The organism is Nonomuraea sp. NPDC048901, from assembly GCF_040649695.1.
In the GTDB taxonomy this organism is placed as follows: Bacteria; Actinomycetota; Actinomycetes; order Streptosporangiales; family Streptosporangiaceae; genus Nonomuraea.
Window position 1 is genome coordinate 581,113 of sequence record NZ_JBEZFW010000007.1, and the last position, 11,758, is coordinate 592,870.

General features: G+C 69.5%; 13 protein-coding genes. 10 read left to right on the forward strand and 3 right to left on the reverse strand.

The annotated features are described in order from the left end of the window. The first annotated feature begins 30 nt into the window (after nt 1-30). Nucleotides 31-357, forward strand: a complete 327-nt coding sequence (locus AB0C30_RS27305) for a hypothetical protein (protein WP_357949439.1) — start codon at nt 31-33, stop codon at nt 355-357. 402 nt (nt 358-759) lie between these two features. Next, the gene (locus tag AB0C30_RS27310; protein WP_357949442.1) at nt 760-1,149 is read left to right on the forward strand and encodes a hypothetical protein; all 390 of its coding nucleotides are present in this window, start codon (nt 760-762) and stop codon (nt 1,147-1,149) included. Nucleotide 1,150: 1 nt separating this feature from the next. Here AB0C30_RS27310 and AB0C30_RS27315 read toward each other — a convergent pair whose 3' ends face one another. Then, nucleotides 1,151-1,945, reverse strand: coding sequence for an SAM-dependent methyltransferase (locus AB0C30_RS27315; RefSeq protein WP_357949444.1), 795 nt, complete (start codon nt 1,943-1,945; stop codon nt 1,151-1,153). Nucleotides 1,946-2,504: 559 nt separating this feature from the next. On the opposite strand from AB0C30_RS27315, the gene AB0C30_RS27320 reads away from it, so the two are divergent. Continuing rightward, entirely contained in the window at nt 2,505-2,660 is a 156-nt protein-coding gene (locus AB0C30_RS27320) for a hypothetical protein (RefSeq protein WP_357949447.1), read from the forward strand. Nucleotides 2,661-2,705: 45 nt separating this feature from the next. Here the strand turns inward: AB0C30_RS27320 and AB0C30_RS27325 are convergent, their stop codons facing one another. Beyond that, complete coding sequence (locus AB0C30_RS27325; RefSeq protein WP_357949449.1) at nt 2,706-3,188, reverse strand: hypothetical protein; 483 nt, start codon at nt 3,186-3,188, stop codon at nt 2,706-2,708. 167 nt (nt 3,189-3,355) lie between these two features. On the opposite strand from AB0C30_RS27325, the gene AB0C30_RS27330 reads away from it, so the two are divergent. From AB0C30_RS27330 to AB0C30_RS27360, 7 genes are all read left to right on the forward strand, one after another. Next, on the forward strand, nt 3,356-6,604 hold the full coding sequence (locus AB0C30_RS27330; RefSeq protein ID WP_357949451.1) for a BTAD domain-containing putative transcriptional regulator: 3,249 nt from the start codon (nt 3,356-3,358) through the stop codon (nt 6,602-6,604). Nucleotides 6,605-6,750: 146 nt separating this feature from the next. Further along, nucleotides 6,751-7,389, forward strand: a complete 639-nt coding sequence (locus tag AB0C30_RS27335; RefSeq protein WP_357949454.1) for a TetR/AcrR family transcriptional regulator — start codon at nt 6,751-6,753, stop codon at nt 7,387-7,389. A 5-nt stretch (nt 7,390-7,394) separates the two neighbouring features. Continuing rightward, the gene (locus AB0C30_RS27340; RefSeq protein WP_357949505.1) at nt 7,395-8,063 is read left to right on the forward strand and encodes a VC0807 family protein; all 669 of its coding nucleotides are present in this window, start codon (nt 7,395-7,397) and stop codon (nt 8,061-8,063) included. 5 nt (nt 8,064-8,068) lie between these two features. Next, complete coding sequence (locus AB0C30_RS27345; protein ID WP_357949507.1) at nt 8,069-8,566, forward strand: SDR family NAD(P)-dependent oxidoreductase; 498 nt, start codon at nt 8,069-8,071, stop codon at nt 8,564-8,566. 235 nt (nt 8,567-8,801) lie between these two features. Next, a complete protein-coding gene (locus tag AB0C30_RS27350; protein ID WP_357949456.1) occupies nt 8,802-9,491 on the forward strand; it encodes a hypothetical protein in 690 nt (229 codons plus the stop codon). Beyond that, nucleotides 9,491-10,066: an XRE family transcriptional regulator gene (locus AB0C30_RS27355; protein ID WP_357949459.1), complete on the forward strand. Its 576-nt coding sequence runs from the start codon at nt 9,491-9,493 to the stop codon at nt 10,064-10,066. The genes AB0C30_RS27350 and AB0C30_RS27355 overlap by 1 nt, the downstream gene beginning before the upstream one ends. Before the next feature lie 644 nt (nt 10,067-10,710). Beyond that, nucleotides 10,711-11,319 (forward strand): hypothetical protein, encoded by a 609-nt coding sequence (locus AB0C30_RS27360; RefSeq protein WP_357949462.1) that lies wholly within the window; start codon nt 10,711-10,713, stop codon nt 11,317-11,319. 55 nt (nt 11,320-11,374) lie between these two features. On the opposite strand, the gene AB0C30_RS27365 is transcribed toward AB0C30_RS27360, so the two are convergent. Beyond that, on the reverse strand, nt 11,375-11,758 hold a 384-nt coding region (locus AB0C30_RS27365), incomplete at its 5' end, for a hypothetical protein (protein ID WP_357949465.1).

Consider the following 11,758-nt stretch of genomic DNA (forward strand, 5'->3'; position numbering starts at 1 on the left):
GTCCCAGAACGACGATCAACGAGCGACCACATGCGGGCTCCTACGAAGGTCCACGCCGACACGCGGCTACGAAGGAACCTGACCACGCATAGCCTCATCGACCCCGTCGGCGTCGACGCGGTCGGCCAACTGTGCTACCAGCAGCACGGCCACCAGCGCTCGTTCGCCGCCGGTCGGGGTCGGCTGGCCGAGCACGTCACCGAAAGCGACGCGGCCGTGGACCGGCTGCTCCTCGGCTGGCTCGAACTTGCCTACCATGCCGATTCGCTCATCCCGCATGAGCCGCACAACCCCCTCAGCTCGGCTCGGCATGTCGCTGTACGCGCCGCCCGGCGCGCGGCGTCTCGTCCAGGCTGACCCCAGTCATGGTTCGCCAGTGAAATCGAAAACCTGTTGGAAGCCGTCCGGTTTGCCTGTCGTGAGCTGCGCGTTCAGAGCGCCTTCGGGATCGCCCTGCGACTTCATTCGAATCTGTTCTGGGCGCGCAGGAGCAGAACCACTCAAGACATGTGGCGGCTCATCATGCATACCGCGACCGCGTGCGGCGATGCGAGGTTGGCGGCTGCTCAATCTGTGCCTCGAGGTGTTCGCTGCGGTTGTCGATCGGCGAGCCTCGCGCGATCACTGGCCGCCCGAGCGTTGGCGGCCGAGTGACTGCCCGGAGGACGTCGTCGACCGGTGGGCCGATGACGCCACCAAGGGGTTGGAGCTCGCGCGTACGTCGGCGACGTTCACACCGAGGTGGCGTGCCTGCGGACCTTGGGGCTCGCGCTCAGCCGCCGCGGCCTGCACGACGGAGCGGTAACACGCTGCCGGGAAGCGGCGGGTAAGGCCGAAGCCGTGGGGATGGGCGCCGGCCGCAGGGCGTACGAGGCGGACACCTTGCTCATGCTGGGCCAGGTCGAGCTGGCGGCCGGTAGCTATCACACGGTCCCTGACCTGTGCGGTCAGCGCAGAGAACTTGTGAGCCCGCTCGGGCACGAAGCAGATGATGCGTCGTACCTGGAGTTGGAGGGCGACGTCTTGGTGGAGCTCGGCCGTCGCGAAGAGGCGGCCGAGCGGTACGCCGCGGCGGCGGCGCAGTACGAGGGCGAAGGCACTGGGCATCACGCCGACCGGTGCAAGAGCAAACTCGCCAAGCTGAGGTGAGTTAGCGCTTGATCGCGACCCCGCAGCGAAGCTTCAACGGCGCAGTCTCATCGACGGGCAGCACCTCGCCCGGCGCCCATTGCTCAAGGAAAACGCAGCCGGGAGGGTCCACCAGGTCGAGCCCATCGAAGAAGCGCCGGATCTTCTCGCCGGACCGGAAGGTCAGCGGGACCGCTAACTGCTCGTTCTGACGCTGGATCCGCTCCCACACCACGGGGCTGATGCCATCGGTGGTCCCGTGCGACGCGATGAGCATCGACCCAGAGGCCACCTGCTCCATCAGGTCATGGACGATGCCATACGGATCGTTCCCATCGGGGACGAAGTGGAGGACAGCGACTAGGAACACAGCGACCGGCTGGGAGAAGTCGATCAACCGCTGTGTCACCGGATTGGCGATGATCTCGGCGGGGGCCGTCAGGTCCGCCTCGATGTAGCCGGTGTTCGGGTCATCGACGATGAGCGCCTGCGCGTGCGCAAGTACGCTGGGGTCGTTGTCGACGTACACTGTGCGGACACTGGCTATCTCGGCTTGGGCGACCTGGTGAACGTTCATCTGAGTGGGCAGGCCGGAACCTATGTCCAGGCACTGCGTGATCCCATGGCTGGTGGCGTACCGGGTCGCTCTCACGAGGAACTCCCGGTTGGCCACCGCTGCCAGCTTGGCCTCCGGCGCAACCTCGAGTACAACTTGGGCCGCTTGCCGATCCACCTCAAAATTCTCATTGCCCCCGAGCATCAAGTCATATATGCGCGCGGGCGAAGGCTTCGTCGTGTCGATCGCCGGTCTACTCACTGATCACCTGCTACGGAAAGGGTTGGTGTTCCACTTTCCGGTGGGATACGACGCCCAGCCGGCCGGGGGCAATGCCCGGAAGATAGCTGTGTTGGATCATATGGGGCTCCAGCCGCTCCGGGTGGATCAAATCGCCTTGCCGTGGCGCCGGGTCGGTCGTGATGCTCGCGGCCGACGCCGTGTTGGTGACGGTGATCCGGGTGGGCCCGCGCGGAGATCCGCGACCGCACCCCGGCTATCACGGGCGCCGTGGCGGGCGCGGCGGTAACCTGTGCGACGCTCGCGCTGCTGCTGTAGCACGAAAAGGTTCCCCTGTTCGGCCTGCGCGGCTACCTCCTGCTCGATCTTTATCGACCGGGCGACCAAGAACGACGCGCTCGCGGTCATGAAGACTAAGGAGACTTCTATATTCCACCTGGCTCGATAATGCGCGCCTGCAAGCACGTCGCCGCCGAGTTCGGAGGGACGGCCACGTGGGCCGAGGTCTTCGGTGTGTTGGTGGCGAACCAGCGGGCTGGGCCGGTCCACGGTCTCGCACCACCTGAAGATCCTGGCCAAGATGCGGTTCGTGCTGGTCGAGAGGCAGGGCACCTCGAGCCTGTACCGGATCAACGAAAATGCGCCGACCTCCGCTGACGTGGTCATGGGCAGCCCCGCGGCAGCCGCGCCTACTTATGTGACAGTCACCGCGACCACCGGGCTTGGTAGAAGGTGAAGGCCCCGCCTCGGGACCACGGCGGAGCCTTCACGTTCGGTCGGGTTACAGCCCGGTCACTCTGAACCTGAGGTTGTATTCGTAGTAGCTGTCATGGGTGCCGGAGATGATGCCCCCGACGATGACGGACTGACCGGTGGAGAGCCCGGCGCAGGTGGAGCCGTACACGATGTACGTGCCGAGGTTGAAACCCGACTTGACGATCGGCGGCTGGACCTCGCGCAGGTTGAAGGCCAACGACGAGGTGCTGCTGAGGTTGACGCTCGCGTAGTCGAAGTCCACAGGGTCGGCGTCGCTGCCGGCGTTCATGTTGACCCAGCTGCTGGGGAACAGTCTCGATCCGACCTCGAGCCTGAGCTCGTCCTTGCCGTCGACCTCGTCCACGGCGGACGCGTCGAGGTCGTAGAACGCGACCGAGCAGTTCGCGGCCAAGGTGGTCGCGCCGGCGGGCGAGGCCGTGGCCAGCACTGCCGGAACGGCCAGGCCCGCCGCCAAGGCGAGCGCGGGGATCAGCTTCTGAGAGCGCATGCTGCTTCTCCTTTGATGAGGATCGCGCCTCGTGGTGAAACGCGGCATCAGAGTGGGGCAGGCAGCGTGAGCACATCGTTAGAGCGCTGGTCAGTGGCACAGTGCACGTTCCGGGCACGCCTTTTTCCGCAGTCACGCGGCGGGGACGCGCCTACCCTCCTGTGGCTATGGGAGACTCGCTGACCCTGCTGCTGCTCGGTCCGCCTGAGCTGGCCGTCGGAGCGCGGCCGGTGGGCATCCGCTCCGCCAAGACCCGCGCCCTGCTCTGCTACCTCGCCACCACGCCGGGCCCGCGCCCGCGCTCCGAGCTGGCCGCGCTGCTGTGGGGCGAGCGGCCGGACGCCAACGCCCGCGGCAGTCTGCGCCTGGCGCTGTCGGAGCTGCGCAAGGAGGTGGGCGGGTGGCTGGACATCACCCGCGACCACGTACGGTTCCGCCCCGGCGGCTGCTACGTGGACCACGGACGCCTGGCCGAGACGGCGACCGTGGCAGAGGCATTGCGGTTGTGGCGGGGCGACTTCATGGACGGGGTGTGGTTCTGCGACGCCCCGGCCTTCGGCGGATGGCTGGAGTCGGAGCGCGGGCGGGCCCGGCTGCGGCTGCGCGAGCTGCTGCTGCGCTCCGGCTCCGCGCCACCGGCCGATCTCGTACGGCTGGCGCGCCTGGTGGCCGGGCTGGACCCGTACGACGAGGAGGCGCACCGCCTGCTGATGGCCGCCCTGGCCGCGGCGGGCAACCGGGCGGCGGCCCTGGCCTGCTACGACGACCTGCGGCTGCGGCTGACCGACGACCTGGGCGTCGACCCCGCGCCGGAGACCGCGGCGGCCAGGCGGCGCCTGCTCACCCAGCGGACGGTCGTCCGGCGCGCGCCCCTGCCGGTTCCCGGTACGGAGCTGTTCGGCCGGGAGGCGGAGCTGGGGCGCCTGCGTACGCTGCTGGCCGCCGAACGCCTGGTCACCCTGCTGGGCCCGGGCGGCGTCGGCAAGACCCGCCTGGCCATCGCCGCCGCCTCGGACTCGGCCCGTTTCGTCTCCTTCGCCGGGGTACGCCCGGAAGCGGCCGTCACCACACTCGCCCGCCGCCTCGGCGTGGACCTCACGCCGCAGCGCCCCGCCCTGGACCTGCTCCTGGCGGCGCTGGCCCGGCAGGAGGTCCTGCTGGTGCTGGACAACCTCGAGCACCTGCCCGCCTTTGACGCGGTCATCGGGCGCATCCTGCGTACGGCCCCGGGCGTGCGGGTCCTGGCGACGAGCAGGCGGCGGCTCGATCTGCCCGGTCAGGTGACGTACGAGGTGGCGGGCCTGCCGGGGCCGGCGGCCGAGGCCCTGTTCGCGGCCAGGGCGGCGCGGACGCAACCGGCGTTCGACGCCGACCGGGACGCCGCCGCCGTGGCCGCGATCTGCGCCGCCACAGGCGGTCTGCCATTGGCCATCGAGCTGGCGGCCGGGCTGCTGCGGGCCGTCCCACCCGCCGAGCTGGGCCGCCACCTCGGCGTGGACTCCGGCCTGCTGTCGGCCGGGGGACCGGCGGCCCGGTCGCGGCACGCCTGCATGCGTACGGTGTTCGAGACCTCCTGGCGGCTCCTCGACCCGGCCGGGCAGAAGGCGCTGGCGGCGCTGGCGGTGTTCGGCGGCGGCTGCACCCTGCCCGCGGCGCTGGAGGTGGCCAGGACCGGGCCGCACGTGCTGGTCCGGCTGGTCGACCAGAGCATGATCGAGCTCACCCCGGCCGGACGGTACGTCATCCATCCGCTCATCCAGCAGTTCGCCGCCGCGCACTTGTCGCCGGGCGAGCGGCGGGCGGCGCGGGAGCGGCACGCCGCGTACTTCTCGCGCCTGCTCGACCGGCACGCCGCCGCCCTGCAGGATGCCTCGGACGCGGAGGTGACCCGCGTGCTGGGGGCGGAGGTGGACAACATCCGGCTGGCCTGGGCGGTGTCCGGGGAGCCCGGGTTCCTGGACAACTATTGGGTGTTGTGCCTGCGGCTGCGGCTGTATGAGGAGTCGGGGGCCGTCGTACGGCTGCATCTCGCCCGTACGCCCGAGGCTCCCCGCCTGCGGGCGCGATGGTTGCGGATGGCGTGCGTGAGCGAGCATCAGCTGGCCCGGGAGCGGGAGGCGTACCGGCTGGTCAGGGCGGCACTCGACACGGTAGGCAGGCCGCTGCCGGCCTCCCGGCCCGGCCTGGTCGCCGCCATTCTGACGGCCGCCGCGCGCCAGGTCCTCCATCGGGTCCTGCCGGTGCCCCGATCCGAGCGGGACGCCGAGGTGGCGCAGGCATTGACGTTCCTGGCCCGGCTGGCCTACCACCAGCAGGACGTGCCAACGATGCTGGCGGTCTCGTTGCGCCAGCTCAACGCCGCCGACCGTACCTCCGCCCCGGACCTGCGCGCGGAGGCGTACGCGAACTTCGCCACCATTGCCCGCGTCGCCGGCCGCCACCGCCTGGCCCATCGCTACGGCGCGCTCGCCGACAGGGCCCTGACCGGCATCGCGCATCCCACGGAGCCTGCCAGCCGCGCCCGCCTGGCCCGGGGCCTGGACCAGCTCTCGGCGGGGGAGTTCGAGGCGGCCCGGGGGTCGTTCGCCGAGTGCCGGGCCAGGACACTGGACCCCCGGGTGGCCGAGAACTGCGCGGGCATGCTCGCGGAGACGGCGCTCTGGCGGGGCGACTTCGAGCAGGCCGCGAACCTGTACGCCGCCACGGCGGAACAGGCGGCGAGCCGGGTCGGCGGCGACATCGGCCGCCACTGGTGCCTGACGGGCCAGGCCGAGGCCCTGCTGCGGATCGAGGGGACCAGCCTCGATCGGGTCGCCGAGGTGCTGGCGGCGGCCCGCGCCTCGACCGAACGCCGCCGCGCCCACGAGCAGCGCCTCGGCCTGCGGGACGGCGCGGTCATGCCGGTGATCCAGGAGCTGCGCCTGCTCACGGCCTCGGCCCGCCTGATCGCGGCTCGTTCGATGGCGGATGGCCGGCGAGAGGTTCTCGCGGTCAGTCTGATGGCGGACGGCCGGCGAGAGGTTCTCACGGTCAGTCTGATGGCGGACGGCCCGCGGGAGGCGCTGGCCCGGGCGCTTGATCTGGCCGCCCGCCTGCCGAAGGCCCAGCGCGGCATGCTGGAGTGCTGGTCGGGGCTGGCCGAGCTGCTCTGTCACATGTCCCCGGACCCGGACCCCGCGACGGCCCGGAGGCTCCACCGGCACCTCGCCGAGTACCAGGCCCGCCATCCGGGAGCCGCCGCCCGCATCGGCTGGGCTCGCGCGCTCGTCCTGGCAGCCGCGGGCGAACGGCGGGCGGCGGCGAAGGTCGCCGAGCAGGCGGTACGGGCGGCCGAACGCCTGTCGGCACCGTACGACCTGCGCCGCGCCCAGGAGGTGGCCGCCCGGCTCCGGGGCGCGGCGGCGGGGCCGCACTGAAGCGGTCCGCCCGGACACGCGGATTCAGCGGTCGGCGGCCGTGGCCTTGAGCTCCTCCCAGGAGGCGGCCATTCGGCTCGCACCGGCCAGACGCGGCACTCGACGCGCTCGACAGTCTTTTTATCTAGCTGTACCATTTTTTATCTATGCAGATAAAAAAGCAGTCGCGAGACAGTGTCACCAACGCCACACGCCGGGCGCAGATCGTCCGCGCGGCCATCGAGACCATCGCCGAGCTCGGCTACGACAAGGCCACCTTCGCCACGATCACCGAGCGCGCCGGCCTCAGCAGCCCCCGCATGATCTCGTACCACTTCGCGGGCAAGCAGGACCTCATCCGGCAGATCGTCGAAGACGTCTACCACAGGGGAGCCGCCTTCATCCTGGAGCGGGTCAAGGCCCAGACCACCGTCTCCGGACGACTGCGGGCCTACCTGGAGTCGAACCTGGAGTTCCTCCGGGAGTACCCCACCGACCTGGCCGCTCTGACCGAGATCGGACCCCATCTGCGCGATCAGGCCGGCGAGCCGTACACCGCCGCCGGCTACCAGGAGCCGAGCGTCCAGGGACTGGTCATGCTGTTGGAGGAGGGACAGCGCGGCGGTGAGTTCGGCGACTTCGACGCCCGGTCGATGGCGGTGATGATCCGCGCGACCATCGACGCGGCGGCCCCCCGGATGCGCGGCGAGCACGCGCTCGACTTCGACATCTACCGCAGCACCGTCGTTGATACCTTCGTCGGGGCCGTACAACGGGCCGCACAGCGGACTTCGGAGGAGCGGTGAGCGGGATGCACCGCGGCCTGGTGACCGTCGCGGCCCTGGAGCTCGCCGGACCGCTCGCGATCTTCTACGGGCTCAGGGCGGCTGGGGTGAGCCAGTGGATCGCACTGCTGGCCGCCGGCGCGCTGCCCGCGGCGCGAGCCGTCCACGACCTGATCGTCGAGCGGCGTATCAGCGGGATCACCGTGTTCGTGCTCGGCGCGATGATGCTCACCGTCGCCATGTCGTTCATCTCCGGCAGCCCGCGCGTACTGCTGATCCGCAACGCGTGGGGCACCTGCGCGCTGGGCCTATGGGCGTTGATCACGCTCTGCGGCCGGCGCCCGTTCCTGTACGAGGCCATGCGCGTGATCTCCGATCGCGACAAACAACAGCAATGGGAGACGAACTGGAGGGACCACCCGCCGTTTCGCCACGTGCTCCGGGTCGCCACAGCGGTGTGGGGTGCCGCCCTGCTGGCCGATGCGGCTCTGCGCGTCGTCATGGCCGCCACACTGCCCATCGACGCGGTGCCACTGCTGGACGACGTCCTGCTGATCGTCACCCTCGCCGCCCTGCTCGTCTTCCAACGCCTGTTCGGCCGCGCCTACCTACGCGGTCACGGATTGCGGCTCAGAGGTGTCGAGCTGGTTCGCCTACCGGTTGAAGCGACCGGCCTGCCCGAGGAGTCACGTTGACCGTGATGCTGATCACCGGCGGCGCCGGCGGCATCGGCGCCGCCATAGCCCGGCGCATGGTCTGCAAGGGACGAAAAGTAGTCATCGCCGACAATCTGGACGGCGTCGTCTACGGAATCCACGCCTGCCTGCCGCACCTGCGCGGACACGGCTCGATCATCGTCACCTCCAGCCTGGCCGGCCTCAAGGAGGCTCCCGACCCGTTCTACGCCGCGAGCAAGCACGCCCTGGTCGGCCTCGTACGATCAACGGCCACGCTTCTGGCCCACGACGGCGTCAAGGTCAACGCACTCTGCCCGGGTCTGGTCGACACCCCGCTGCTGGCCCCGTACCGCGAACCGCTCACCGAGGCCGGACACACCTTCGCCGACCCGGACGAGGCAGCCGACGCGGTCGAGGCCATCCTGACCGACGGGCGGACCGGACAGGCCTGGATCGTCCTGAACGGCCGGCCCTCCTACCCAGCGCGATTCCCTGACGTGACGACCAACACGGCCGGGTGAAATCCCAGCTTGGATATCGTTCGGTGGCTCACCGTCCAGTTGTTGACGGCGCCCGTGATGACCGTCGTCTTCCGTCTGGCCAGGGCCTGCGCGTGGAGCGCGCTATCCACCTGGTCCTGGTGCTCACCCACAGCACACTGCCTGCCAGGCCGCTGACCGCCGCGCTGACGACCGAGTCGCCGTCGTTCGTTATAGTGAACGTAGAGTTCGCCAATCTTTCCTAATGAGGGTTGTCATGCAAGTCCCCGCCTACTACGCGGACACGTACGAAGAGCAGGCCCATACCCAGGTCACCGCCATAGGTGAGCGCGACGGCGCCCCATGGGTAGCGGTCGAGCACTGTCTGTTCCATCCGCAGGGCGGGGGCCAGCCCGCCGATCGCGGGTGGATAGACGGCCACGAGATCGCCCCGTTCCGGGACCACGACTCCGGGCTGGTCGTGGCCATGGCCTCCGGCGAAGCCACGCTGCCGCTCTTCTCGCTCGGGCAGTCGGTCGAGGTCCGCATCGACCTTCCGTCGCGCATCGCGCATGCCGCGCTGCACACGGCCGGCCACCTGATCGAGGCGGCCGGACGGGCGCAGGGCTGGGTGCTGGCCGCGAACAACCACTTCCCCGGCCAGGCCAGGATCGAGTTCACCGCACCGCGGCCCGACGCCCGCCTGGAGACCCCCGAGGGCCGGGAGGACGCCACCGAGGCGCTGCGGACGGAGGTCGCCAAGGCCATCGCACAGGACCTGCCCGTGACCTGGGAGAACGACGCCGAGGGGCGCCGTATCGTGCACCTGGCCGAACTGCACTCGGCTCCGTGCGGGGGAACCCACGTACACAGCCTCGGCGACCTCGCCGACGTCGTGCTGCCCACGCTGAAGGTCAAGAAGGGCCGGATCCGCGTCTCCTACAGCGCCGCCCACCGGGAACGCTGATGGCACCTTCATCCGGCGACCGCCGGCCCGCCAGCAGCACGGCCATCGCGGTCGGGGCGCAGATCCGCCACCGCCGTGAGCAGCGCGGCATGAGCAGTGCCGAGCTGGCCCGCCGGGCGGGTCTGAGCAAGGCGACGCTGTCGCAGCTGGAGGCCGGGCGGGGCAACCCGACCATCGAGACCCTCGACGCGCTCGCGATCGCCCTGCGCATCCCGCTGACCGACCTCCTGGCGCGCGACACCGACCCGGGGCCGGTGTTCGTACCGGGCACCGACCTGGCCGCCGGCGAAGTGGGACGCGAGCTGCTGCGCCGGATCAGCAGCGGCAACAGCCTGGAGATCTGGCGGCTGCGCATGCCGCCCGGTACGCACTTGGACGGCGTACCGCACGCGACCGGCACTATCGAGCACCTGCTCGTCTCCTCCGGCCACCTCACCGCCGGACCCGCCGACGCCCCCACCGACCTGCACCCCGGTGACCTGCTCGCTTTCGCGGGAGACGTCCCGCACATCTACCGCACCGGCCCTGAGGCGGCCGACGTCACCGTCGTCATCGCCTCGCCCATCATCAGCTGAAAGACACGCATGAACATGAGCGTGACTGTCCCCGCCTCACCCCAGCGCATGTTCACCAGCGACAACACCGCCGGCGCCTGCCGGAGATCGTCCAAGCCGTCACCGCCGCGGTCGTCGGCCAATCTTGGACTCTTGGCCGTCCTGGGCCAGCCCTCCACCGTCCTGGGCGGGACGGGACTCTCGGGAGTGCTCACGCGATCGGCGATAGCGTGCAGCAGCCTCTTTTCCCTCTGCTCCACGCGGTAACTCGAGCCAGCACATCGCTTGGCCGACGCTGATGCCGCATTTCGTGGTCAGGTAGTCGACGAACCGGCAACGTCCGCAGGCCGTTGAGGAGCCGGTGCGGCCGGCCTCTGAATCGCTCTTCTTCACACGTGAATTCGGCCGCGTCGGCGGTGACGAGCCCTTTCTGATCTGGTGGCACATCGATCACATCCTGTTCAGTGGACGCTGTCAGAAGGAAGTGGATTCCGACTGAACGCACTCAGAGGGCAGGGTGTAGTCGAGTAACTGGTAATTCACTGCGGAATGAGACCGTGCAGGTGATCGGCTGGCTTTGTCCGCAACGCCTTCACGTCCCTGCCATCGGCGGCCACCGGTAGCCGACAGACAGTATTCGCAGAAAATTCACAGAAAGCAGGAACATGAAATCCAGGAACGTCTCGCGCAAGTTCGGTATGGCTTTGGCGGCGGGGGCCGTCGTACTGATGGCGGCGCCCGCGGCGAGCGCCGACACGACCCCCACTCCCGCTAGGGAGGTCGGCACGTTCAAAAATCTAGCCGACTACGTGAAACAGCGCGACGCCGCCCGCGATGGCGCGAGTACCCTGAGGCCCTCATGTGGGGAGGGTGTGATGAGGCTCAAGGCCAACGACCGTCTTGTCAGCGCCGAACTCGAATACACGGGATCCTCTTGGGCTATGCTCCGCGCTCGGGCGACCACCTCCGGTCCATGGGAGAGGTTCAGAGTCTGCTATGACGGAACGTCCGACACCATCTATTCGGTGGGTGCCCAGCGTTATGTGAGCGCCGAGGTGGAATACACGGGCGCCAATTCCGGCATGCTCCGGGCACGCGCGACCTCCATCGGACCATGGGAGAGGTTCCGTCTCCAGTGCGGGTCCATCTTCTGCTCCATGAGGTCTCTCGCCAACGACAAACTCGTGGCTGCCGAGGTGGAATACACGGGCGCCAATTTCGGCATGCTGCGGGCGCGCTCGACGACCACCGGGGATTGGGAGCTGTTCTACTGATCGCCTGGTCATGGCCTGGGCGATGACCAGGCGGCCTGAGATACGGCTGCACCCATCAAACCCGCAGAAGGGTGACCTGGCGGCCGGACGGTGTGGCCGCCTGCTCGAATCCGCCTCGTTCTTTCCAGGACGGGGCTTCGGGGCGCCGGTCGAAGATCACCAGCACGCCGGTGGTGAGGGTGAGGCGGTCCAGGTATCGGTCGAGCTGTGCGAGGCCGTCGGGCATCGGGTCGTTTTCGCCGGTTCGCCAGACCTTCAGTTCCATGGCTTCCCGTTGCACCTGCCGTTCGCCTTCGGGGCCGGTGTAGGGCCAGCGGACCAGTACGTCCAGGCGCTTGGTGCCGGCGGCGTACTCCCGGTCGAGGTGGCCTCCGCCGTTGACCAGGCGGTGCAGGAAGGCCATGAGGATGATCTGGCAGGCGGCCTCGTGGTAGCCCTC

Coding starts and splice junctions, on each gene's coding strand:
- AB0C30_RS27355 (WP_357949459.1), top strand. CDS start 9,491: ATGGCACCTTCATCCGGCGACCGCCGGCCCGCCAGCAGCACGGCCATC.
- AB0C30_RS27350 (WP_357949456.1), top strand. CDS start 8,802: ATGCAAGTCCCCGCCTACTACGCGGACACGTACGAAGAGCAGGCCCAT.
- AB0C30_RS27345 (WP_357949507.1), top strand. CDS start 8,069: ATGCTGATCACCGGCGGCGCCGGCGGCATCGGCGCCGCCATAGCCCGG.
- AB0C30_RS27360 (WP_357949462.1), top strand. CDS start 10,711: ATGAAATCCAGGAACGTCTCGCGCAAGTTCGGTATGGCTTTGGCGGCG.
- AB0C30_RS27335 (WP_357949454.1), top strand. CDS start 6,751: ATGCAGATAAAAAAGCAGTCGCGAGACAGTGTCACCAACGCCACACGC.
- AB0C30_RS27325 (WP_357949449.1), bottom strand. CDS start 3,188: ATGCGCTCTCAGAAGCTGATCCCCGCGCTCGCCTTGGCGGCGGGCCTG.
- AB0C30_RS27320 (WP_357949447.1), top strand. CDS start 2,505: ATGCGGTTCGTGCTGGTCGAGAGGCAGGGCACCTCGAGCCTGTACCGG.
- AB0C30_RS27305 (WP_357949439.1), top strand. CDS start 31: ATGCGGGCTCCTACGAAGGTCCACGCCGACACGCGGCTACGAAGGAAC.
- AB0C30_RS27340 (WP_357949505.1), top strand. CDS start 7,395: ATGCACCGCGGCCTGGTGACCGTCGCGGCCCTGGAGCTCGCCGGACCG.
- AB0C30_RS27330 (WP_357949451.1), top strand. CDS start 3,356: ATGGGAGACTCGCTGACCCTGCTGCTGCTCGGTCCGCCTGAGCTGGCC.